Origin of the sequence: Leptospira sarikeiensis (assembly GCF_004769615.1) — a bacterium.
Taxonomy (GTDB): domain Bacteria; phylum Spirochaetota; class Leptospiria; order Leptospirales; family Leptospiraceae; genus Leptospira_B; species Leptospira_B sarikeiensis.
Window position 1 is genome coordinate 50,057 of the sequence record NZ_RQGF01000030.1, and the last position, 25,150, is coordinate 75,206.

The window sequence follows — 25,150 nt, forward strand, 5'->3', positions numbered from 1 at the left end:
ATCTTTCCTTAATGTGGGTGAGAATTGGACCCAAAACGGATCTTGGCTTCAGAGTCGATGAGAAAGGTCGATTCAGTGACTACTCTTTCTTCTTCTTTTAGTCCGGACAAAATTTCCGTCCATGAATCTATATTTCTTCCCGTTTGAATGGAGACTGCTTTGAACTTATCTGGAGCAGTCTGTACATACGCGATCTTTTGTTTCCCTGTGTCTAATATTGCTGAATTAGGAATTGCCAAAGTATTCGGAAGAGAAACTTCTAAAATCGCGTCTCCGAACATTTGGGGTTTTAATAGTTGTTTCGGATCTGATACTTCGCTTCTCAGTCTTAAGGTTCTATTATTCTTATCCAGTATCACATCAATACTTTTGATTTTTCCCACAAATTCCTTATCAGGATACGCATCCGTTTTGAATCGGATCGGAAGTCCAACTTTTGCGGAAGTAAAATCGGATTCATAAATTTGGGAATAGATATGTGCCCTTCCTGATTTGCCTCCCAATACTAATTCGGAAGGATCTCTTGCACCCGAGGTCCAAACTCGGATCTGCTCCGGACTAAGTCCTAATTGTCTTAATCTTAATTGAAGATTATTTAAAACGGAAGCTGAGAAAAATTCAGAGGTTCGGACGGCTTCTTTATATTCACTTAGAGCACTATATAACTCTGGGTCATAGGCAACACTTGAGTAAGCGCTTATTTTTTTGATCAAATTTTTTCTTTCAACAAGTTCCGTTTTGATCCCGATCGACTGTTGTTTTTCAAAAGATACAGAGAGTTCTTTATCATCTCGATCATCCATTTTCTCTGACGAATGTTCGGAATGATCTTCTTTTTGAATGTTCGGGGCTTTTATATTAGAGGAGTTATGATCCGGATGGTTTTCCCTTTTAACTAGATCCATATTGCAGATCGGACAGGTGCCGGGACGATCCGACGTATAAGTCGGATGCATCGGGCAATAGTATATGTCTTTTTTAGAAGAGCAGTTTGAAATATATCCGATCAGAAATAAGAGGACTAAAAGTTTCGAAATTCTTTTGAAAAGATCTTTGGGAGATAGATCACTTGGCTTCATAACGGATCTCCCCGCAATCTTTCATCTTAGGATCATATGGATTCCGGATATTCTTTCCAAATGCCAACCATTTCTTTTTTAACATTGGGCAATAGAATAAAGAAACTCCGGATTTGTCATGGTGGCCGAGAATAGGTTCAAGTTGATTGCTTAGAGCTTCGAATAATTCTCGCTTCTTTGCTAGGTCATTGGTTTTTCCAAGTTCTTCCGCAATTGGTAATGCTTTCTTAAAGTATTCGGTATTCTTTTTATGATCTGCTTCTGATCTCAAGTTCGCTATCAAAGATTTTGTATCTAGTATGCCAGACTTCTCTTCAAATATGGAAAGATGGATCTTTGCTACTTCTTTCAATACATACGTTTCCTTTCCTTCATGCGCTTGGATTTCAAGTGTGAAAGCGAAAAGAATAATAAAGATAGAATAGATATATTTCATGTTGTTCCTCAATTATGTTTATCGTGTCTTGGAGTTTCCGGATCCTTATAAATTGTACTCAAAAGTTTCAATGCATTGAGTATGGATTCGTTTTTACGTTCTTTTAGATCTTCCAAACGGATTTTTGTGTTTAAGATCTCCGCTTGAGCAAGAAGTGTGTCTTGCACATTTGTTTTTCCGGAAGCATATTGAAATGAACTTGCTCTTGCAGCTTTTTCCAATTCGGGGATCAGTCTTTTTTCCACTAGTTTGATTTGATTGGAAACACCTTTTATATAAGATAGATTTCGATTCAATTCGGAGAGCATTTGGATCCTTGTTTTTTCTGAAGAATCCTTCCCTACTTCTGCTAAATGTTCCTTCTCGCCAGTGATCGAATCCCATTTCAGTGCCGACCAGACTGGAACTCTCATATTCATTCCAAAACTGAACAGATCTCCTCTATATTCCGTTGTATCCATAAGTCCATAGTTCAATGGGCCTTGATCTAATGCGAAAGTCTGGGATCTTCGTTTCATGTAGGAGAAAAACACTTCTGTTTGAGGAGCAAGAGAATACTTAGTAAGTTTCGCTTCTTCTTTTAAGCGCTTTTCTTCTTCTTTTTGGATCTTATATTCTGGAGAATCTTCCACGATAGATGGTTGAGTAGAGACAAGACTTTCTAACTCTTCGCTCTTTTTGTCCAAGAATGAATCCAGATCGACTGAATATAGATCAGAGAATGAAATTTTATCTCCGATTTGATAGTATTCCAATTGAGCTTTTAGATCTTTCAATTGAGTATTGTATTCGGTTTCTTTTTCGATCGCTTCTGTTTTTGCTACTGTAGCCTTTAAAATCCCAGATAAAGTATTCTCTCCGAACGAGTAGGAGTTTTCGCTGATCGATTTTTGTGCACCCAGAATAGTTAAAACTCTTTCGTTGATCGTTTTCTTTTTCTCAGAAGATTTATATTTGTTTAATTTTGAGAAAAAGTCTGCAAGGATCCGGTTCACTCCAGAAACATAGGCAAAGTTCGCTTCTGTTTGCATAAGTTTTGAGATCCTCTTCTCCGTACTTAATTTTCCTGGAAAAGGAAATTCTTGGGAAACGGATAATTCTATCCCAGTCATTGTAGGTGTATCTAGGGCTCGGTCCGAAGTAGAGTAACCTCCCCTGGTGGGATAATTTCGAAATGCGAATCCTATTTTAGGATCCGGAAGGATACCGGTTCCTTCTGAATGTGATTTATGCGCCTGGGATAATCCAGCCAAAGATTTGGATTCTGGATGTTCTTTTACTAGAACGTCTAAAACTTCTTCTAGACTTTTCTTTTCTGCGTATGCAGCTGTTGTGATATAGCTATAAATAAATGCTAAGAGTATAAGTTTCCTACTCATATTTCCTCCGAAATTTTAAAGAGAAAATAGAAAACTTAGATCAGGAATACTTGTAGTGTGCTTAAGCTAAAAGATTGGTCGGAAGGTAAAATTATGTAAGAGGAATTCAGGATCACATTTTCTGAAACGATTTCCGGAGAACTGAATTCTGTAATTAAAAGAGAAAGAAAGACTTTTTGCAAAAGGATCCTTTCCCAATCTAGGATTTTAGTAAGATCTACGGATGCTACACTTTTATCCTTGGGGCAACATTCGTTAGAAGAGGATTCTTTTTCTTTGCTGGAATTTTGGGTCTTATGACAAGGAGGAAGATTTTCTTTCTTCTCTTGGTTTTCAGAATAAGACATCTTAACAGGACAATTTCCTGTCAGGCTATATACAGAAACACATAGGATTTGAAGGATAAATCCAAATGCGAGGACTGCGCCGATCGTCTTTTTAGAACCAGAACCCATGTATTACTCTATCTGACTGGAGAAATTCTATAAAAGTCAAGAAAAAAAGGAAGTTCAGTCTGAGGGATTCACTGTAGGAGTTCCTAGAGCTTGCCTACTCAAGGTTTTTGGAAGAAAGGATTACTTAAGACAATTGCAGTTGGAAAAACTGCCTGCACTCTTATATACGCATCCGTGGGACGAAGTTGATAAGTCCCTTTTTTCTGATAGGAAGTATGGGATAAAATTTCAGAATTCGGACCTATAAAATCCACAGTGATCGGAGTATCCTCAAAATCGAAATAAACTTGATTTTCAGAATTCAGGCCGATTGGTCCAAGTTTAGGTTCTTCTAAACTTCTTTCCATTTTACGAACACAAAGATAATTTCCTTCCTGTAAGGACCTGAGTATTTCCGATTCGTCTAAACTGTCTGTATTTACGAGAAGATATCTCATTAAAGATTCCCCCTCTTGCTTATAGATCTCGGAACTTAGATCTCTCCAATTTGGAATTCCGGAAGTTCTAACCCTTAAATATTCTTCTCTCGGAAGATAATGTAAGTCATCTGCTGCCATACAGAAAGACGGTTTTTTCTTACTCAAAAGTTTATCCCAAAACTTCGGAATATCTCCGAATGGGCTCAATACTTCTACTGCATTATAATCTTTTAATTCTGATAATAATTCCAACGGAAATGAATCGTTTAGTAGAGGATGATTTACGATTACAAATCCGCTCTTAGATCTAATTCTATTGATGACCCACTGTAAATTTTTAGGATCCGCATACAAAGGGAAAAAATCGTATGAGGCTTCTTCCAGACCTAAAACACTAAGATGTCTTTTTCTTAGATTTGTTCCCCACTCAAATCCTTTGACTTGCGCAAGTTTGGGGGAATTTGGGCTGGTAATTCTTTCATAATCGGTAAATCCCAAAATTTTATAACCGTTCGATGCATATACGGTTTCTATTTCTTCCGGAGTGTTTCTTCCTGGAGTGAACCAAGTTCGATTTGTATGTAAATGGATACCGGTTTTTTGAAGTGTAAGTTTCGTGTTTCTTTTATACGGATTCGAATATTTTTCCCAATCGATCTCCGCGGCTTTGAAGGAAGTTTCCTCGCGAAGAAATGCCCAGGTGATCAGATTCCCTAGGGCGAGAATTCCAAAAGCTGCCAAGGCTAAGAAGAATATACGCTTCCGTTTCATACTAATCGCTAGTACAAAAACCTGGCGCACAGGGAAAACTAGAATTCCAGAAATGGATTGTTACAACTTGTATACGATTTCCGATTTCATCCCCTCAAGGATTCATGGATATGTAACAGAACAAATCAGAATTCGGAATGATTCTTAAGGGTTCTTCTTAGTGAATTCCAATTAGATGAAAACATATCCTCTTGCCCTCATTCTTCCCGCTTATAATGAAGAATTGACTATTGAAAAAACGATCTTGGAGTTCTATAAAGAGATCCCCCATGCGTTTTTCGTAATCGTAGATAATAATTCCAAAGATAATACATCTCAGATTTCCAAAAATACTCTGTTGGAACATTCAATTCGAGGAGAGGTTATTTTCGAACCAAGACAAGGAAAGGCAAACGCGATTCGAACTGCATTTTCGAAAATAGATGCGGAAATTTATATCATGTGCGACGCGGATCTCACCTATCCAGCTTCTCAAATCCATTCTCTATTACATGAGTTAAAGGAGAAGGACTTGGATATGTTAGTAGGAGATAGATTGAGTGAAGGAGATTATGGAAGAGAGAATAAAAGAAGATTCCATTCCACCGGGAATAAGCTCGTACTTACATTAATCAATTTTCTTTTCGCAAGTAAGCTAAAGGATCCGATGAGCGGATACAGAATATTTTCCAGAAGGTTTGTAAAAAATTATCCCGTACTTTCTTCCGGTTTCGAATTGGAGATAGAGATGACTCTCCACGCCCTCGATAAAAGATTTAGGCTCGGAGAAGTTTCCGTTCCATATAAGGACAGACCTGCAGGAAGTTTTTCCAAATTAAATACCATCAAAGATGGCTTTAAAGTGGTTCAAAACATATTATGGATCTTTAAAGATTATAAACCGATGCATTTTTTCGGATTTTTCTCTTTGATTTCCGGAATTCTTTCTTTGGTAGCCGGTTGTTTTCCTGTTTCGGATTATATTTTGTATAAATATGTATACCATGTGCCTTTAGCTGTTCTCGCAGTAGGCCTTATGCTTTTTTCTTGGATCCAGATTGCGATCGGACTTGTGCTACATACTGTTTCCAAGATCCAAAGAACGAATTTTGAACTGAGTTTAATTCGATATGGAATAGAAGCTTCGTCTCAAAGACAAAAGATCTCAGCCACCTCTTCTTCTCAGAGGTTCATTGAAAGCGAGATCGCACTTAAGTAAAAAGCACAGTGATCCATATCCTGAAAGATTGCGGATAAAACGTTAATCGAGTATATTTTCGAAAAAACCCCCGCCCAAGTTCGGGTGGTGGGGAGTGGCCCGTGGGCGAGCGCTTACACGCTTAAATCACAGAATCCCAATTTCAACAACCCAAATCTTCGACTTGGAGTGACGGAATGTGGATTCTGAATTCCGCAACATAACTTTTACTTCGGAGCAGATTCCAAAAGTAAGATCCCGCTTTCTACAGAAACTTCTTTAAATTCTCTTTTGGGATAAGTCAAAATTAACTCTAACACGCTATTGCGATTGCAAATAATAGAGAGTTTTTCATCGGAATCAAAAAGTCCTGATTCATCCTGGAATTTATAACTTCCGATAATATGGATCTTCTTCTCTCTATAAAACATAGGATAAAACGAAAGATATTTATAGAATACGATATTAGTTCCGGACTTCTCCGCTCTATCATACAGGCGAAGATTCCCGTCTTGCAGATAAGAAATGATCTTAGGGGTAACTGTAGAAGATAGAGTTCCTACAAAAATAAGCAAGGTTGCCCATATGGCGATTAGAAACGAATTCCTCGTCTCTTCCTTCTTTTCTTTTAGAAAACGTAATCCTAAAAATCCGGTAAAAATTCCTATGACTAATAGAATCCCAGATAAGCGATCCGAAAAAGTGAACGAAGGCAGAACTTCTTCCGCAACTCCCATTGAGGAAGCTGAGGATCTGATAATCTCCGGTAAAAATATAAATATAAGACCGACGATCACACCCAAGAACAGAAAAGAAAACGAGAATAGATCCGATCTTAAAATTTCACCCTTCTCTAAGATCAAATAAGATGCAAAAAAAGACAAAGGAATATAGATCGATGAAGAATAATGAGGAAGTTTTGTCTGAACAACAGAGAAGATCAGAAGAACTGTTCCAAGCCAAATTAGAAAATACTTAGTGATCTTGAAAATTTTTGGATCGGTAAATATTCTCCAATTCTTAAAACCTGGGAACAAAAGAACGGTCCAAGGAAAAAATCCAATAAACATTACTATAAAATGATAGAACCAGGGCCCTGTATGGGATTCCAAAGACTTTGTCAAAAGTTTCTTCTGGAAATCAAAGAACTGAGTGATAAATTCATTTCCATATAAAAGAAAATTTGTTAGATAATAAAAACTTAAGACCGCAAGAGCGACTATCCCGAAAATAGTAAAATCCGGAATTCGGACCTTAAAGTTTTTCTCCAGGACTCGATTTGAAATAAAAATAAAACCTGGGATTGCAAGACCCAAAGGACCCTTAGTCAAAACAGCAATCCCTCCAAAAAGCGCCGCAGAGACTAACCAAAGAATTCTGGTCTTAAAATCTTCCTTCTCCTTTGTTTCATAAAAATATAAGGAAACAACACAGATCAGAATGAACGTATTAAACAAATGATCTATATAAGCGGTCCTGGAAAGAAGCAAAGGTAAAAGAGAGGAAGAATACAACCCCGCCCAAACAAAACCAAAAGTCCTGCCATGTAATAAAGTTCCGACTCGAACTAAAACGAAGAAGGAAAGAATCCCGCTTAAAACGGAAGGAAGCCTTGTAGAGAATTCGGATAATCCGAAAATTTTATAAAAAAGATTTGCGAGCCAAAAATAGAAAGGAGGTTTTTCGCTGAAAGCTTGTCCATTGACTTGGATCCGGAAATATTCTCCTGTTTCCAGCATAGACTTAGAAGCGGCCCCATAGATATTCTCATCCCAATCGATAAGAGAAAAACTTCCTAAGCCAAAAAGTAATAAGCCCAGATAAACTAGAATAGTTAGAGGTAAAAACCAATTTCGCATCAACAAACAAAATCTTCCTTGGAAAGGATCACTTCCCCATTCCAAAAAAAGAAACAAATGCACATCTGCATTCTAAAAGTAAAAATCAGGATTGTTGTTCAGTTACAAATCGGATAAAAATTCCGGCTTGGTCCGGATCTTGCGATGCTATTTATTCGCATACCGCGAAGCTTGCGGGCATAGTGTATGATTTACAACTCTGTCTTTCATTCGAATGGCACGAAACTTGCGATTTCATCTTATACAAAGAAGGCAAAAAAAAGCCTAACTTTCGCTTACGAGAAGTTAGGCTTCAGAGTCGTACGGCGATTTATAATAAATATAAATCCGTGGTCCCGTCGAAAGAACCAACATTCACTGGCGTCCTGCTCCCCTGCCGGCATCACATACTGATCAAACCGGCAGGCTTAAGCTTACTGAATTACTTCAGAAGCTGGAGCACGGTTTGCGGTTTCATGTTCGCTTGAGCGAGCATCGCAGTAGCAGCTTGAGTCAGAATTTGATATCTGGTAAAGCTGGTCATTTGCTCAGCCATATCAGTATCACGAATTCTAGATTCAGCCGCTTGGATGTTCTCATAAGCATTCATGAGACCTTTAGCAGCATGTTCCAGACGGTTGTAATAAGCTCCCAAGTCAGCTCTTTGTTTAGAAATTAATCTAAGAGCATCGTCAGCAAGTCCGATTACGGAGTTCGCTTTTCCCGCCGTAGAAAGAGAGATGAAAGTCAGAACGGTCGGGTTTCTTAATCCCAGAGCCGCAGTGTTCATCGTTTCGATATACACTCTCTCTCTTTGGTGCATGTTAGCACCCATATGGAACCACATACTTGCGGTCGGATTCAAACGAGCGAAAGCTCCGGTAAGGAGTTTCATCTTGTTGAACTCGGCCTGAGAAGCAATCCTGTCGATCTCGTCGACCAACTGGGAAACCTCTACTTGTATTTGTTGACGGTCTTCTTCGGTGTAGATACCGTTCGCAGCCTGCACAGCAAGCACGCGGATCCTTTGAACGACTTCATGAGTTTCTTGAAGATACCCTTCTGCCGTTTGGATCAAAGACATACCGTCTTCAGTGTTTTGTTCCGCCCTGCGCAAACCTCCGACCTGTGTTCTCATTTTTTCGGACACGGCCAAACCGGAAGCGTCATCACCTGCACGGTTAATACGCATACCGGAAGACAACTTTTCGATGTCTTTGTTCATGCTTTCGCTATTGAACTTCAAAGTTCTGTGAGCGAAGATGGCACTGATATTGTGGTTAATAATCATTCGGTTCCTCCTTGAATCCGAATCTTCTCAAAAGAGAAGAGTTGATTTTCCTAGAGGTCTTCCTTGACCTCTTCCCCATGAAAATCGGGAAGATTTGGAAAATGGAAGAGATACTTTTTTTGTCCGAAAATAGATAAAAGAACTCTTCCTACAAATAGAGTCTATGTCGCTTCTGAATGTTTTGGGCGCCTTTTCGCGCTATGCGCGCGAAAACCGAGCTGCTTCGGGTTCGGACTTCGTCCTCATCCATGCCGCGGCTTGAATTTATAGTTACTAAAACGATTTTATTTAGTTTTCGCGGCCTGGACTAAGCGCCCTTCGCATCTCTGGCGCGGGAATTCTATACGAAAGTACTTGCCTGATTTCGGACCTGGAACAGTCTGAAAGTAAAGATGCTCGAAAAAATCTATCTCGCGAATCCCCGTGGTTTCTGTGCCGGAGTAAAATACGCAATTTCTTATGTGGAACAGGTTCAATCCAGTTCCCAGGAACAGATCTATGTACGAAAAGAGATCGTACATAACCGCCGTGTCGTAGAAGACATGAAAAAAAGAGGGATCAAGTTCATAAACGAGCTAAATGAAGCACCGGACGGTTCCACCGTAATCTTTTCCGCACACGGTGTTTCTCCGGAAGTGGTTGAAGAAGCAAAAAGTAGGAACATGAAGATCGGAGACGCAACCTGCCCTCTGGTTACCCGAGTTCACAGAAAAGCACGCAGATACAAAGATTCTCACCAAATTATTTATATTGGTCACCAAGGCCATGATGAAGCGATCGGCACTATGGGGGAAGCGGAGATGTTCCTAGTCGAATCTCCGGAAGATGTCCAAAAACTGGTCGGAAAATTGGATACAACAAGACCGATCACTTATCTTATGCAGACTACCTTATCCATTGCAGACACAAAACTAGTTGTGGAAAGGATTGCGGAATTATTCCCGAGTGTGGAACATCCTGCCAAAGACGATATTTGTTACGCTACAACCGAAAGACAAGAAGCGGTCTCTACCATGATGGAAGCGATTGATGCAATGATGGTAATCGGAGCGGATAATAGCTCCAATTCACTTCGTTTACTCCAATTGGCCCAAAAATCCAAACCTTCCTCATTCAAAGTGAGTTCCTTGGAAGAATTAAGTAAAGATTATATAGATCGTTCCGAAATTTACACTCTCGGGATCACAGCGGGGGCTTCTACTCCTCAGATACTCGTAGACGAGATCATATCTCAACTCTTGAAATTTTATCCGAATGCGGTTCTGGACCTATTTCCGGATTCGAGAGAAGACTCCATGAGTTTCAAATTACCTTCCAATTTGCTAATGTAGTAACTTCGACAGGACTCTTATGTCCCAATCTGGCCAGATCTGGAAATTATTTATCCCTTAAAGGGCGTGTTCTTCATCTTAAATTCGTTATCTTCGTTTTTATAATTTGTTATAATTTCTTAAAAAGTCGATTTGCCTTAGAATGCGTCATTTTTGTGAAAATTTTCGCTAAAATGGTTGAATTAAGTTTATTTTCGCTTAAATTTTCTGGCCTGTATGGTAGGGGAAGATCTCAGGTTCGACACAGAAACCGAACTTTTCAAAATTATCGTTTCCCAAACTTCTGACGCGATTCTTGTTACAGACGCAGTTCTAAACGAGGGAGGCCCTTCCATTGTTTTCGCGAATCCTGCGCTTTGTAGTTTAACCGGTTACACGAATTCCGAACTAATAGGAAACTCACCAAAAATTCTATTCGGAGAGGAAACAGACAAAAGAATATTACAAAATCTTAAAAGTTGCCTGCTACGTGGGAGCTCCTACTCCTCTTCTACCATAAATTATAAGAAAGACGGTACAAAATATTATTCGGAATGGACCGTAGCCCCAGTAAGGGATCAAAACGGAAATATTACGAATATATTATCTATTCAAAGAGATATCACAGAAAAGATCCAAAGAGAAGAACTCGCAGCAAAAAGGCTCAGATCCGAAATGGGACTTACCGCGGCTTCTCAAATACTTCTAAACACAACCCACGAAAGTTTTACGATAGAAAGAGCAATCGAACATTTTCTGGTCTTCATCGAGGCCGAAAGGATTTATTTATATAAAAGAACGGCAAATCCTGATGTTCTTGCTCTCCAAGCAGAGATCAAAAGTCCATTCTCTAGCGCTACTCTCATGGAGACAAACCCTGAAATCTCCTTACAAACTAAGTTTATCCGTTGGAAACAATTCCTTCTAAAGAACGAGATCGTAGAATTTAAGACCGGAGACCTACCTGAATCCGAAAGATCATTCTGCCAAGGAAGGAGATCCGACACATTATTCTTTTTTCCTCTTCGGATCTCAGGGGAATGGTTCGGATTCCTTGGAATGGAATTTTTCGAACACGAATCAGGACCTGAAGAACAATACACATTTAGGACATTTGCGGATCTGATCGGATTTTATTTAGAAAGAAAATCTATTTTAGAAGAATTGAAAGTTCATAAGGAAAATCTAGAAGAGACTGTAATTAAAAGGACCAAAGAACTTTCCGTTCAAAAAGAAAAAGCAGAGGCAGCGAGTACCGCAAAAAGCGACTTCCTCGCGAATATGAGCCATGAACTTAGGACTCCCCTAAATGCGATCATTGGCCTTTCTAAGCTGATAAAGACTGAAGATGAAGATTCGAATGATAGAAGATATCTGGATCTGATCCATAAATCAGGCTTACATCTATTAGGCTTAATTAATGATATATTAGAACTTTCTAAATTAAACGCCGGCAAATCGTCCTTCTACTTCTCGGATATGGATCTAAGAAAGGAATTGGAACAGGTTGCCGAATTTTTGGAACCTGAACTTATCAGGAAAAGGATCCATTTGGTTTGGGATGAACCTGAGGATCGGATCGCGATGATATCGGGAGATCCGAAACGGATTCGCCAAATTTTCCTAAATCTTGTCGGGAACGCGGTAAAGTTTACTACGGAACAAGGCTCTATCTATCTTTCAACGAGAAGAGAAGAGAAAGATTGGATCGTAGAAATTTCGGATACAGGGATCGGAATTCCGGAACAGGAACAAAGAAAGATATTCGATGCATTTTATCAGGTAAGAAATTCAAGATCAAAAGAGACCGAAGGAACAGGGCTCGGACTCTCTATTGTCCGGAAATTATTGGAAGCTCATGGAGGTTCTATTAGCGTAAAAAGCCAGGTCGGGATGGGGACAACCTTCATTCTTAAATTTCCCGTTATAGAACAAGAATTCAAACAAACCAAACAAAGAAAACCCTACTCCGGTGCATATCCTGAAGTCCTTAAAAATAAATGTACGATCCAATTAGAACTTTCTAATAAAAAGAACGAAGAGCTATTGTCTAAGTTTTTTAAAAAACAAAATCAGGAACTGGTATTTCAGGACTCAGTTCAGAGAAAAAAAGTAATCCTTTTTAAGGACAAGATCTCTCCATCAGAAAACAAACTTTCAGATACCTGGAAGTCTATACTGATTTTGCCCGAAGAACACAAACAAGCAGAACAAGAAAATCTAAAATTCGATTTTACCCTAGCTCATCCGATCTCATTGGATGAGCTAAAACTAGTATTGGAAGAATTGGCAGACCAAATTCATGAATAATGTAACGAATCAAGCTCTTAAAAATAAACAGGAGAGAAAGAGCGTAGTGAGAGATCCTATCCTCCTGGTTGAAGACAAATTAGAGAACACATTGATGCTTGAAGCACTTTGTGACGAATTCGGGATCCAGTATGAGTCAGCTTCCAATGGAGAAGAAGCCTTGGAGATGGCCAAGGCAAACCGATATTCCTTTTACATAGTTGATTTGTTAATGCCGGTAATGGATGGTCCAACTTTCATCCAAAGGTTGAAGGAATTCCAACCTGACGCAACCGTACTCGTGCAAACCGCGATCGATTCGACTGACACTGTAATCGAAGTGATGAAACTGGGAGTATTCGATTATATTCTAAAACCGATTATCCCGGAACAATTCCATAAAGCTTTAAGCAAGGCAGTAGATTACCGCTTTTTAAAAGCAAAGGAAGCCGCAATATTAGAAGCTGAAAGTTTAAAACTTAGAAATCAATTGGAATGGCTTACTTATAAGGAAACCAGAAGAAAATCCGCAGACGAGTCTTGGGAAAAATCCTCGATCCATTCTCTCCAAACTTCCCTATCTCAAGGTTCGGGTATCGGTGCGATCATTAGCCTTCTGGACATGATCAAGGCTGAAATGAAATTAGAAGGTGATAATTATATCTTAAAAAAGGATATAATGGATCTGGTTTTCGAAAACCAAGAGATTACCAAGAATTTACTAAAAGGACTTACTCAATTATTAGAGATCATCAATAGAGGATTGGATAAAAGAAAGATAAAAGCTTCCGAGTTGGTTGAGAGAGCCAAAGCTTCCTGTGAATTTATCCAACCTTATTTAGATCGTAAAGCTTTAAAGATCTTCCCGCCTTCTCTCAAAAAGGAAGTAGATCTAGATATAGAATTGGATCTTTTCATTCTCGCTCTGGAAGAAGTGATCCTAAACGCATTCAAATATTGTGCACCGAAAACTTCTCTAGAGTTATTCACAAGCATCAACCAAGGGTATTTCTGCATAGTAGTCAAAAACATCGTAGATGAAAAGCCGTATGGAGGTGTGGAAGAAAAATACGAAAGTCTTGTTTTACAACCTTTCTTTCGCATTCATCCGCCGGTGGAAAGTGTATCCCATTTAGAAAAGTTCGGATTAGGCCTAGGGCTTACCGCTGTGGATCAGATCTTAAGGAAGCATAACGGTCTATTCTTCATTCATAATGCGAAGGATCATACTGGGGATCAGGTCCGTCTCTGTGTGATGAGCGAGTTATTATTGCCGATCCAATGATCGCAAAAGAAGGAATTTATGAAAAAAATACTTATCGTAGATGATTCAGCCGTATTCAGAAAAATCCTAACCCTTCATCTTTCTCAAGCTTCATTTTCTGTAGTCGAGGCGGAGGATGGATTACAGGGTTTAGAAAAATTAAAAGAAGGGAAAGTGGATCTAGTAGTTAGCGATATGAATATGCCGAACATGAACGGTATTTCGTTCGTGAAAGCGATCAAGGAAGATTCAAATCATAAGTTCGTCCCGATCATCATGCTAACCACCGAATCTCAAGACGATTTGAAAAACGAGGGTTTAAAAGCGGGAGCAAAGGCCTGGTTGACCAAACCATTCTCTCCTGAAGAACTCTTAAAGACGATCCAGGTATTATTAGTTTAAGTTTTTATAAACGGAAACCTTCTATGTCATTGGAAATTAAAATATCGGAATTGGGTCAGAAAAACTCCCGCCCTATCTTTCATTTGGATTTGATAGGAGAGGCATCCATTTATTCAGCCTCCGATTGGAAGGAGAAGTTAGGATCTCTTATGGAGAAAAATCCGGTCCGGATTGAAATAGACGTTTCTGCATTGGAGAAAGTAGATTCCAGTTTTGTTCAGTCCTTGATCATCTTGAAACGGGAATCATTTTCAAAGTCCTGGGACCTTGCGATACTAAATCATCCGAATTGTTTATTAGAATTTTATGATTTATATGGGCTTGTAGGTTTTTTCCATGATCGGATCCGGATCTCTAAAAAAGATTCCGGTGTTTTGAAATTCTTATACGGATTGGAGAGGGTCTAATGGATCTTTCCGAAATTAAGGAGGCGTTTATCCAGGAATCCCTGGAATTATTATCCGGAGCGGAGCTACACCTTCTTCAATTAGAAAAAGGTGAATTTGATGAAGAAGCGATCCATTCCATGTTCCGCTATGTGCATACGGTTAAAGGAACTGCCGGAATGTTCGGATACGAGGCGATCGAAGAATGTTCTCATGAACTTGAAACATTACTCGACCTAGCCAGATCCGGAAAAACGGAATTAGATCCTCGTAAAATTGACTTCTTATTAAGAGCAATCGACCACCTAAAAAAGATCGTATCGGATCCTATCCCTAGCAAGGACTTAGAACCTGAATTACAATCCGAACAAACCAAAATTATCCAAGAAGCGAAAGAATTCACCGGAAATGCTTCTGAAAAGAATAAAAACAAACAGGCTTCTAAAAATCAGGAAGAACAAAAAATTTCTTCCTCCAAAACTGGAAATGTAAACTCGGATTGGCAAATTAGCTTTTTTCCAAGCGATCATATTTTTAAAGATGGGATGGATCCATATTCCTTTCTTAAATACTTAAGAAGTTTGGGAGAGATCCAAAATCTTTATGTATATAAGACAAAACTTCCCGACTGGAAAGATTGGGATTCTGAAAACTGTTATTTAGGATACGAAATACAATTAAGATCGAATTCAAATCATAGAGAAATTGAATCTGTTTTTTCTTTTGTAAAGGACTCTTCTTTTTTAAGCGTACTTCCTCCAGGTTCTTCCGAAGAAAGTTTTTATAAGATCTCTAAAGAGATCCCTTGTGGAGAATTAGAATATTTTAAAGCTTTGGAAATCCAAGGTTTGAATTTAGGATCCCCTTCTCTATCTTCTACGTCTGAAATTGCGAAGACAGAATCCGTTTCTAAAAAATCAGAACCAGATTCAAAAACTCAAACTTCTCAAATCGCTCCTAAGCTGATCCGTATCGATTCTGCTAAGGTAGACCAACTAGTAAATCTAGTGGGTGAATTGATCATTTCGGAAGCGAGTTTAGGTCGCCTACTCGCTCAAAAGGAAGATTCTGAACTAAACGAATCGGCTGAGTTACTTGCTAGACTTGTAGGAGAAATTAGAGAAACCGCAATGGCACTTCGTATGGTGCCTATTGGAGAACTTTTTGAAAAGTATAGAAGAACGGTCAGAGATATTTCCATGGAACTCGGCAAGGAAGTCGATTTTGAGATTTTAGGTGGAGAAACCGAATTAGATAGATCTGTGATAGAAAAGATCAATGATCCGATCGTTCATATTTTAAGAAACGCTTTAGATCATGGGATAGAACCGAGCCAAGATAGAGTAAACGCAGGAAAAGCTCAAAAAGGTAAATTAAAGATCCAAGCTTCTCATTCCACAGGAAGTATTTCAATAGAGATCTCGGATGATGGAAAAGGAATCAACCATGAGAAGATCAGACAAAAAGCGATCGAGAAAGGAATTATAGATGCAGCTCAGACTCTAAATGAGCAGGAAATTTTCAATTTAATCTTTCAACCGGGATTCTCTACTGCCGAGTCCGTTACTAGCCTTTCTGGACGAGGAGTTGGGATGGATGTTGTGCTTCGAAATATAGAATCTCTAAGAGGATCCGTAAATGTTCAGTCCGAATTTGGTAAAGGATCCGTTTTCTCGATTCGACTCCCTCTCACTCTCGCGATCATAGACGGCTTTTTGGTCAGAGCCTGCGACTCTTACTTCGTAGTACCTATGGATTGGGTACGAGAAACTATGGAGTCGGAACTCCAACTTCTACCGGAAGAGATCTCAGGTTCCATCAATCTTAGAGGAGAAGTTTTACCAATCCTTCATTTAGGCAGGTTCTTGGGTCTTCCGGATCCTGATGAAGGAAGGCAAAACATCTTAGTGCTCGAGCATGACGGTAGGAACTTTGGGGTCCTCGTCCATGAACTCTTAGGAGAGATCCAATCTGTGATCAAACCATTGAACGAAATTTTCAAAGGGATCCAATGTATTAGCGGAACCTCGGTTTTAGGAACAGGGAATATTGCGTTCATTCTGGATGTACCAGGACTACACTCCTTATTAAAAATGCAAAGAACGAATTTAAGAGATAGAACAGCCGCGAGGTAATCCTTGCGAATTTTATGAAATAATGAATTAGGAAAATAGGTAAATCGTATGGGACAGGGCAAATTAAAATTAAGTGTACTTGTATGGTCTTTGTTATTGGGAATTTTTCTCACATTCGGCTCCGCAGGATGGAGTTATTTTTATGACCATGGATTTTTTGCGAATGGATCCTCCTCAAAGGGATCAGCATCTGTAGAAAGTATAAATTCAGGGATTTTACAATATGAATCCGGAATTTATTCCCTATTTCTTCCGAACCAAACTAAGGATTCTTTATTTTCTAAGATAGAGAATTTAAAGGAACTTAAGGAGACTCTAAAAACGGATATAGTTTCACTCTCAGATCCTGGAGGTGGCGCTGAGGATCTTAAACAATTTCAAAAAGATCTAGATTCTATCCAGGAAAGTCTTCTTGCAGCAAAGGGGATTTTAGGGATCCAAGCAAAGGATACAAGAGAAAATTTCTTAGATCAGGTTTCTGAAACTTCTATTCCGAAATTAGAAAAATTGAAGTATGAACTTGGAAAAGTTTCCAGTTCTGCATCTACTCCCGTTCAAAAAGATACTTCCGTTTATTATCATTTCCTATTTGCCCTATTCGGAACTCTATTTTTGCCAGGATTAGTATTTTATTTAAAACCTTTCTCTGGTGCAGGTGTAATCTCTGCAGTTAAAACAGATTCCGAGGAATTCATTCGGATCAGAACTGCTTTAGATAATGTGACCACCAATATTATGATGGCGGATGGAAATCTTAAAGTCACATATATGAACAAGGCAATCCGTAAGATGTTCGGAAATGCAGAAGATGATATCAAAAAACAATTAGGACAATTCCGTTTAGAAACTCTTATGGGATCGAATATCGATAATTTCCATAAGAATCCTGCTCACCAAAGAGGTCTCCTAAAAGATCTAAACCAAACATTCCGTTCTACAATTGAGATCGGTGGACGCGCCTTTGATTTGATCGCAAATCCTATCCTTACCGATTCTGGAGATAGATTGGGAACAGTGGTGGAATGGTCGGATGTTACAGAACAAAGAAAAATGTTGGAGGTCCGACGACTTGAGAACGAGGAACTCACTCGTATCAAAGTCGCCTTGGACAATACGAGCACGAACATTATGATCGCGGATACACATCTGAACGTAAAATATATGAATAAAGCGATCGTAAAAATGTTTGAGATCGGAGAGTCGGATATTCGTAAACAACTTACGAATTTCCATCTAAGCAAATTGATAGGTTCCAATATAGATTCCTATCATAAGAATCCAGCTCACCAAAGAGGACTTCTCGCCTCTTTCACAAATACGTTTAAGTCTAGTATTGAGATAGGAGGAAGGACTTTTGATTTAATCGCAAATCCTATTCTTACCGAGAACGGAGATAGACTTGGAGCGGTGGTAGAATGGTCAGACGTTACCGAGCAGAAAAAAGTTGCAGAAGCAAGGAAACTTGAAAACGACGAATTAACTCGAATCAAAGTCGCGCTGGATAATGCATCTACGAACGTGATGATCGCGGACAACGATTTCAACATCAAGTACATGAACAAAGCGGTATACAAGATGTTCCAAAACAGCGAAGGAGATATTAGAAAACAATTAACCACTTTCAATCTTCAAAAACTATTAGGGACGAATATAGATACCTTCCACAAAAACCCTGCTCACCAGAGGAACCTTGTGGGGAATATGACGAGTACATACGAATCCTCCATTGTAATCAGCGGAAGGACCTTCAACCTGATCGCTAACCCAATCTTAAGTAGCGAAGGTGAAAGATTAGGAGCGGTCGTGGAATGGTCCGATATCACGAATGAGTTATTCGTTCAAAAAGAGATCGAAGAGATCGTAGGATCCGCTGCAAAAGGAGATTTTAAAACCAGGGTAAAACTGGAAGGAAAGGAAGGTTTCTTCAAAACATTAGGAGAAGGACTCAATTCCTTATTACAAGTAAGTGAAGTCGGATTGAACGAAGTTGTTGATGCTTTGGAAAGACTCGCAAATGGAGATTTGACTTCCAAGATCGAGAACGAGTATTTCGGTACCTTTGGAAAATTGAAAGAGTTCGGTAATACTACTGTGGATAAATTGAACGAGATCATGAGTGATATCGTGATGAAGTCAGGAAGCCTTGTAGGTTCTGCGGGAGAGGTTTCTTCCACGGCAAATTCACTTAGCCAAGGAGCATCCGAACAAGCAGCATCCGTAGAAGAGACTACTTCTTCTTTGGAAGAAATGACCGCTTCTATCGATCAAAATGCTACGAATTCCAAGCAAACCGAACAGATCGCAAGCCAGTCTTCTAAAGATGCGGAAGAAGGTGGTAAATCCGTAACTGAAACTGTAAGTGCTATGAAACAGATTGCGGAAAAAATTTCCATTATCGAAGACATTGCATATCAAACGAACCTACTCGCTTTGAACGCAGCAATAGAAGCCGCAAGAGCAGGAGAACATGGGCGAGGATTTGCCGTTGTCGCTTCCGAAGTAAGAAAACTCGCGGAAAGAAGCCAAAAGTCTGCGAATGAGATCTCAAGTCTTGCCGTTTCATCCGTAGCGATCGCTGAAAAAGCAGGTAAATTAATCGGAGAGATCGTTCCGAATATTAGAAAAACTGCAGATTTGGTACAAGAGATTACTGCTTCCAGTGAAGAACAGGCATCCGGTGTGATCGAGATTAACAAGGCAATGGGACAATTGGATCAGGTGTCCCAACAAAATGCTTCAGCTTCCGAAGAATTGGCTGCGATCGCAGAGGAAATGAATAGCCAGGCAGAATCCTTAAGAGAATCCGTTCTGTTCTTCCGACTAAGTAGGGATTCTCAAGGAAGAGAAAACGGGAATGGAGCAAAATCTCTCGCTTCTGTAAGAACGGTGAATATTCCGGACAAACCTAAATTCGAAAAATACTGAGGTGTTACTTGTGAGCAATTTCGAAGACAATCAGTATTTAACTTTTAAGATCGGTGAGGAAACCTTCGGCATAGGGCTTTTGAATGTAAAAGAGATCCTGGAGTATACTCATGTGACCACAGTTCCGATGATGCCCTCTTTTATTCCTGGGGTTATCAACCTTCGAGGAAATGTGGTCCCCGTCTTGGATGTAAGCGATAAATTTTTCAGAAAGAAACATTCCCCGGATAAAAGGACATGTATCGTGATCGTAGAAGTCCCGGAATCTGTGAACGGAGCAAGGATGGATATCGGTTTGATCGTAGAGTCGGTTTATGAAGTATTAAGTATACCTTCTTCCGAAATAGAACCTCCTCCTACGTTCGGTTCTAGGATCCGTGTAGATTTTCTTGCTGGGATGGCAAGGCAAGCAAGCGGCTTTATCCTGCTTTTAAATCTTTTAAGACTTCTTACGGTTGAAGAGCTAAGCGCACTAGAGGAAACAAAAGAAGAAGCGACTAACGTAGTATCTGCTGGATAAAATGGAGCCTGATATCGTTAAAGATATTTTTCTCCAGCCGGGTGGTTATTACTGGGGAGAGAATGGTACAAGGATCAGGACCTTACTAGGTTCCTGTGTCGCTCTTTGTTTTTGGCATCCTTATACTAAAACGGGTGGCATGGCACATATTATGCTTCCGAATAGACCATCTCATGTATTGGATCCTCATCCTAAATACGCGGATGACGCGTTAGAGGCCTTTCTAAAAAAGTTCAATCAATTGGGAGAAAGACCGGGACGGTTCGTATGCAAAATTTTTGGAGGTGCGTCTATGTTCTCTCCGGAAGAAGATAAACTGGACGAGGTCAAAAGGATCGTCGAGATAGGAGAAAAGAACGTCGAATCCGTATTAAAACTAGTCAAAAAAGCGAATATAGATCTAACTGCATCCAATACAGGCGGAAAATCCCATAGAAAAATCTACTTCTCTCTCTGGGATGGAGAAGTGTATATGGAAAACCCTAAAAATTAAAATAACATGATATACGTATATATTATCGACGACTCTGCCGTAGTCCGATCCGTATTAAAACAAGTATTAGAAATGAATTCCGATATTAAAGTGATCGGCTCCTCTCCAGATCCTGTCTTTGCTTTGGAAAAGTTGGGCAAAGGAGAAAGATGGCCGGACGTAATCGTATTGGATATAGAAATGCCTCGAATGGATGGGATCAGCTTTTTAAAAAAGATCATGCACACTCACCCTACCCCTGTTCTAATCTGTTCCTCTCTTGCAGAAGAATCTTCCGAAACCGCATGGGTTGCGCTTAGAGAAGGAGCCGTAGGGATCATAACAAAACCTAAAATAGGATTAAAAGACTTTTTGGAGGATTCGTCAGTGTATCTAGGAGAAGCTGTTCGTTCTGCATCTATTTCTAAATTGAAACATCAGATCCCAGCAAAAGTTTCGGCTCCAAAGACGAACGGTCTTGATTTTACAAAAATTTCAACCACAGATAAGATCGTAGCGATCGGTACTTCAACTGGAGGAACCATCGCTTTAGAGGAAATTCTTACTTCTCTTCCGGCTAACAGTCCAGGTATAGTAATCGTTCAACATATGCCTGAAAAATTCACCGAGGCATTCGCAAATCGTCTGGATAAAATCTGCAAAATCCAAGTGAAAGAAGCAAAAGATGGAGATAGAGTTCAGGAAGGTGTGGCTCTTATTGCCCCCGGAAACAAACATATGGAAGTAACCGGAAGTGGCGCTCAATTCATAGTCCGTATAAATGATGGTCCATTAGTAAATCGCCATAGGCCTTCGGTGGATGTTTTGTTTCATTCGGTAGCGAAATATGCAGGTAGAAATGCAAAGGCTTTTTTACTTACGGGTATGGGAGCTGATGGGGCTGCGGGGCTTTTAGAGATCAGGAAAGCTGGAGGACGAACAATTGCTCAAGACGAAGCGAGTTCTGTAGTATTCGGAATGCCTAAGGAAGCGATTGAAAGAGGAGCTGCAGAGAAAATTTTATCCCTACATGAGGTCCCTTCCGAGATCCTTTCACAATAAAAAACTATAACTATTGTAAAACTCCGGAAGTTATCGTAGGAGGTTTTAGGTATATTAAAGCTTTATAAGTGTTCAATGAAGTGCCAAATTTAGTGCTTATTGCCGCAGCAGAAGTACTATCTCCCGAATTTACGATAGCATAAAAAATATCGGAATAATTAAATGAAGGCTGGTAATTCTTTAGTAAAGCTGCCGTTCCGGTGACGAACGCAGCAGACATGGAGGTTCCACTCATAACATTATAATACGAATTATTGGACTTTGCCCAATTGATACTAAGTGATTTGACAATCGTTCTTGCGGGAACTGTGCCGTCCGAGTCTGTAACCATTTTAATGCCGACTGAACATGTAGAGGTTGTACAAAACGTAAGATCTCCGATATAATTTTCGAAAGTATTAGCAGGCTGTTGAAATGGTCGTTTTATACTAACTCCGTTTTGGATCGGATCTCCTCCGTTTGGATCCGCTAAAAATTCTAGATAATCCCCAGCGTCCGCTACTTCAAACTTTACTCTTGTTTTTAGCAGAGCTTCATTATATTCGGATAAATCGAAAGTGCTATAAACATAGGAATTCGTATTTGGGAGTGCATACGAACCACAACCGCCTGGAAACCCGAAACCGGGGCCATTCGAATAAAACATTTCGCTATAACAAGTAGCAGTATCCGGTATATATCCCCAATCATTGGAAGAATTTCCAGAGTAAGTCCAGCCGGTGCTTGGATCGATCGTAATATAACCGGTTAATATTTTATTATAGGAACTTAATATATTCGCTCCGGGAGCTAGAATATCTATACTTCGATTTGAGAGAGAAGCAGATGTATCATAGTTAGAAAAAGTTGCAAGAGATCCTTTTTGATCCGCAGATCCTACACAAATTATATTTGGACTAGAATATTCGCAAGGATATCTATTCGTAGAGCTTAAATCTGCACCCTGGCTCCCCGCTGAGACAATAAATAACACATCATCGTTTATACCTGCGTTAGTGATTGCAGTCGACACGGAGGGATCGTTTGTAGGTCCATCTAAGGACATATTTATTATCTTTGCTCCGTTATTGATGGCGAATGTTACTCCAAGACTAACTGTTGCGCTAGTCCCGTTCCCATACTGGTCCAAAACTCGAACCGACATGATCCTTGCTGTTCTGCAAACTCCTGCGATTCCCTTTCCGTTATCTCCTTGGGCTGCAATTATACCTGCAACATGAGTTCCATGTCCTGTATAATCCATAGGAGAATCGTCTATATCTACAAAATCGAAACCGTATTTACAATATTTAGTTCCGACCCAGTAATTCCCTACACAGCTGGGGCTTTCCCAAAAAGTATTACCGAGTTCTTCGTGATCGTAATTGATCCCGCTATCGATGACCGCAATTACTGTGGAATTACAATCTGAGTTTAAATTCCACGCATCTTCCAAGCCTAAATCATATCCTTGGCCGGACGGAGGATTATTGATAGAGTAGAGACTATCGATCAATTTTACAATTGTTTGCCCGGTATTTTTAGCAGCCCATTGTTGACTGTAACTCGGATCGTTAGGAGGAATTGAATTCATTCTATATACATAGTTTGGCTGTGCAATCTCTACCCCAGGAAGGTTTTTATACCTCTCGATCGCAGAATAAACAGATTCTCCATCTTGTAATTTTACCAAAATATGGTTTGGATCTGCTAATGTTGTTTTTTGAGATCCCCCCAAACTATTCACACCGTAAAGGCGACTATTATGATCGATATTTGGTTTAAATTTTACGATTATTTCTCCTTCAACTATTTTGCCATCTGAAGAAACGTTTATGTTAGAAGTGCTGGTGGATTCAAAATACGACTTATTCTTCCTATTTACTATTTGAAAGTCGTCACCGAACGAAACTTTAAAAGCAAAAATTACAAGGATACTCGTAAGAATGAAGGAAATGGTTCTTAGTTTACGATTCATATATTTTATATATTAAGGTCCTGCAGAAGTTACCGTAACAGTAAACGCTGCCGAAAAGTTTGCCGTGGAATTTATTACGGAGTAAGCTTTGATCCGAAAATAAAATATGCCTGAAGAATCCATGGTCGCAATGGCCGAGTTTGGAGCAAATGGACCGGAAACGTAAGGGATATTTATACAACTGACTCCTGTATCTGTGCTTGAATTGAAGGAGGATCCTTTCTTATAACATAAACTATATCCACCTCCGGTTTGATGGACTCCCTTTTCTTTAGAGCTAGTCCAACTAAGAAGTATATCCCTCTTCCCCCCAACGCCGGAAAGATCAATTGTGTGATTGGAAGAATTTCCGGATGATCCATTAGCGCTAGTAATCGTCAATACCGTCGCTTTATTACCAATAGTGTTCGGGTTAAAGATTACCGTAAATGTAGCTGCAGGATCTGTTGCATTAGTTTTGGTCAGGTTCACTGAACTAATGGAAGACACAGTAAAATTAGTGTTATCGGAAATCGATGCGTTACTAATATTTAATGTAGTTCCTGTATCTCCTACATTCTTGATAGTAAATGTTTTACTTGTGGAGGATGAATTCGGAAATATGCTACCAAAACTAAAAGAATGAGAACCAGGTATGGTCACATTTTCAGTCATTGAAGAATTATTTGTATAGGTAATTTCAATTTTCGGAACTGGAGTCGGAGTCCCGGTTCCCGCCAAAAGGATCCTAAAGATCGGAATATTCGGATCGTTGCTATAGATCTGTAATTTAGCGTTTTTTGTTATAGTGTTATTCGGACTGAAATTAACTGTAAAAGTCGTAGATTGTTTCGGAGCCAGAGTTGTCTTGAAAGGTTGTGCGACTGCGAAATATACATTATCAGAACCTTGAACATCAATGGGATTATTTAAATATAAACTCAAATTCCCGGTATTCTTGATCGTAACTGTTTTCGAAGTACTTGTAGTATTCTCTCGAGTAGAAAAATTTTGTTGAGATCCGGAAGAATTATCTGAAAGAGAGGTAGATGAAATTTTCACCTCTATTCTAGGAGCGGCTGCCGCAACGCTTGTTCCGCTAAGTTTTATAGAATAATTGCCCACGATCGGATCGTCAGAACTAATGTTTAGAATTGCAGTTTTGACTCCTGTTGTATTATTTGGAGAAAACTTAATTTCAAATTCCTTGTAATCTCCGGGTTCTAATACAGTTGTCAAATTTGGACCGACTAAAACAAATTCACTCGCATTACTTCCAGTAATCGTACCATTCCCAATACCTACGACAGAATTACCCTGGTTAACTATCTTGAATAGAATTGATTCGCCCTCGGTATTACTAGTTACATTTCCAAGTACGAATGTAGATCCTGAAGGATATTCTCTTCCGGATTCTCTTAGAACGATCCCATTGACAGAAGCAGGTTCGAAAGGAGTGAAAAAGTAAAAGGGAGATTGGCTGTCCCCATTACAATTTAAGGACAAAAACAAGAAGTAGATTAGAAATAGTTGGATTTTAGGGCCCATTCGGATATTGACGTTAGCTATTTTTCATCAAAAATTATTCAAACTATAGCAATTTT

At 39.4% G+C, this 25,150-nt stretch carries 20 protein-coding genes; 11 read left to right on the plus strand and 9 right to left on the minus strand.

Going from position 1 to position 25,150, the window contains the following annotated elements; translation table 11 throughout:
• Positions 1-8 precede the first annotated feature (8 nt).
• The 5 genes from EHQ64_RS15250 to EHQ64_RS15270 form a co-directional block, all read right to left on the minus strand.
• Positions 9-1,079 carry a heavy metal-binding domain-containing protein gene (locus tag EHQ64_RS15250; RefSeq protein ID WP_135650665.1) on the minus strand — a complete coding sequence of 357 codons (1,071 nt, stop codon included), beginning with the start codon at positions 1,077-1,079 and terminating at the stop codon, positions 9-11.
• A complete protein-coding gene (locus EHQ64_RS15255) occupies positions 1,066-1,515 on the minus strand; it encodes an LIC13259/LIC11441 family protein (RefSeq protein ID WP_135650666.1) in 450 nt (149 codons plus the stop codon). The genes EHQ64_RS15250 and EHQ64_RS15255 overlap by 14 nt, the downstream gene beginning before the upstream one ends.
• An 8-nt stretch (positions 1,516-1,523) precedes the next feature.
• Complete coding sequence (locus EHQ64_RS15260) at positions 1,524-2,894, minus strand: TolC family protein (RefSeq protein WP_135650667.1); 1,371 nt, start codon at positions 2,892-2,894, stop codon at positions 1,524-1,526.
• Between the two features lie 35 nt (positions 2,895-2,929).
• Positions 2,930-3,349: a hypothetical protein gene (locus EHQ64_RS15265; protein WP_135650668.1), complete on the minus strand. Its 420-nt coding sequence runs from the start codon at positions 3,347-3,349 to the stop codon at positions 2,930-2,932.
• A 98-nt stretch (positions 3,350-3,447) separates the two neighbouring features.
• A complete protein-coding gene (locus EHQ64_RS15270) occupies positions 3,448-4,539 on the minus strand; it encodes a CehA/McbA family metallohydrolase domain-containing protein (RefSeq protein ID WP_135650669.1) in 1,092 nt (363 codons plus the stop codon).
• Between the two features lie 175 nt (positions 4,540-4,714).
• On the opposite strand from EHQ64_RS15270, the gene EHQ64_RS15275 reads away from it, so the two are divergent.
• Positions 4,715-5,737, plus strand: a complete 1,023-nt coding sequence (locus EHQ64_RS15275; RefSeq protein WP_135650670.1) for a glycosyltransferase family 2 protein — start codon at positions 4,715-4,717, stop codon at positions 5,735-5,737.
• Positions 5,738-5,943: 206 nt separating this feature from the next.
• Here the strand turns inward: EHQ64_RS15275 and EHQ64_RS15280 are convergent, their stop codons facing one another.
• Positions 5,944-7,575: an ArnT family glycosyltransferase gene (locus EHQ64_RS15280; RefSeq protein ID WP_135650671.1), complete on the minus strand. Its 1,632-nt coding sequence runs from the start codon at positions 7,573-7,575 to the stop codon at positions 5,944-5,946.
• Positions 7,576-7,996: 421 nt separating this feature from the next.
• Positions 7,997-8,845 carry a flagellin N-terminal helical domain-containing protein gene (locus EHQ64_RS15285; RefSeq protein WP_010515586.1) on the minus strand — a complete coding sequence of 283 codons (849 nt, stop codon included), beginning with the start codon at positions 8,843-8,845 and terminating at the stop codon, positions 7,997-7,999.
• Between the two features lie 392 nt (positions 8,846-9,237).
• Between EHQ64_RS15285 and ispH the strand changes: the two genes are divergently transcribed.
• The 10 genes from ispH (at position 9,238) to EHQ64_RS15335 (ending at position 21,610) form a co-directional block, all read left to right on the plus strand.
• Positions 9,238-10,176, plus strand: a complete 939-nt coding sequence (ispH, locus tag EHQ64_RS15290; protein ID WP_135650672.1) for a 4-hydroxy-3-methylbut-2-enyl diphosphate reductase — start codon at positions 9,238-9,240, stop codon at positions 10,174-10,176.
• A gap of 216 nt (positions 10,177-10,392) precedes the next feature.
• A complete protein-coding gene (locus EHQ64_RS15295) occupies positions 10,393-12,465 on the plus strand; it encodes a PAS domain-containing sensor histidine kinase (RefSeq protein ID WP_135650673.1) in 2,073 nt (690 codons plus the stop codon).
• A complete protein-coding gene (locus tag EHQ64_RS15300) occupies positions 12,458-13,729 on the plus strand; it encodes a response regulator (RefSeq protein ID WP_135650674.1) in 1,272 nt (423 codons plus the stop codon). Before EHQ64_RS15295 ends, EHQ64_RS15300 begins: the two co-directional genes overlap by 8 nt.
• A gap of 18 nt (positions 13,730-13,747) precedes the next feature.
• Positions 13,748-14,110 (plus strand): response regulator, encoded by a 363-nt coding sequence (locus EHQ64_RS15305; RefSeq protein WP_135650675.1) that lies wholly within the window; start codon positions 13,748-13,750, stop codon positions 14,108-14,110.
• Positions 14,111-14,133: 23 nt separating this feature from the next.
• A complete protein-coding gene (locus EHQ64_RS15310) occupies positions 14,134-14,517 on the plus strand; it encodes an STAS domain-containing protein (protein ID WP_135650676.1) in 384 nt (127 codons plus the stop codon).
• Complete coding sequence (locus EHQ64_RS15315) at positions 14,517-16,631, plus strand: chemotaxis protein CheA (protein WP_135650677.1); 2,115 nt, start codon at positions 14,517-14,519, stop codon at positions 16,629-16,631. The genes EHQ64_RS15310 and EHQ64_RS15315 overlap by 1 nt, the downstream gene beginning before the upstream one ends.
• Positions 16,632-16,679: 48 nt before the next feature.
• Complete coding sequence (locus EHQ64_RS15320; protein WP_135650678.1) at positions 16,680-19,556, plus strand: methyl-accepting chemotaxis protein; 2,877 nt, start codon at positions 16,680-16,682, stop codon at positions 19,554-19,556.
• A 10-nt stretch (positions 19,557-19,566) separates the two neighbouring features.
• The gene (locus tag EHQ64_RS15325; RefSeq protein ID WP_135650679.1) at positions 19,567-20,076 is read left to right on the plus strand and encodes a chemotaxis protein CheW; all 510 of its coding nucleotides are present in this window, start codon (positions 19,567-19,569) and stop codon (positions 20,074-20,076) included.
• A 1-nt stretch (position 20,077) separates the two neighbouring features.
• Positions 20,078-20,569 (plus strand): chemotaxis protein CheD, encoded by a 492-nt coding sequence (locus EHQ64_RS15330; protein ID WP_135650680.1) that lies wholly within the window; start codon positions 20,078-20,080, stop codon positions 20,567-20,569.
• Between the two features lie 6 nt (positions 20,570-20,575).
• Entirely contained in the window at positions 20,576-21,610 is a 1,035-nt protein-coding gene (locus EHQ64_RS15335; protein ID WP_135650681.1) for a protein-glutamate methylesterase/protein-glutamine glutaminase, read from the plus strand.
• 10 nt (positions 21,611-21,620) lie between these two features.
• Here EHQ64_RS15335 and EHQ64_RS15340 read toward each other — a convergent pair whose 3' ends face one another.
• Both EHQ64_RS15340 and EHQ64_RS15345 read right to left on the minus strand, forming a co-directional pair.
• Positions 21,621-23,567 (minus strand): S8 family serine peptidase, encoded by a 1,947-nt coding sequence (locus EHQ64_RS15340; protein ID WP_135650682.1) that lies wholly within the window; start codon positions 23,565-23,567, stop codon positions 21,621-21,623.
• Between the two features lie 12 nt (positions 23,568-23,579).
• Positions 23,580-25,094, minus strand: a complete 1,515-nt coding sequence (locus EHQ64_RS15345) for a choice-of-anchor D domain-containing protein (RefSeq protein ID WP_135650683.1) — start codon at positions 25,092-25,094, stop codon at positions 23,580-23,582.
• Between the last annotated feature and the right edge of the window lie 56 nt (positions 25,095-25,150).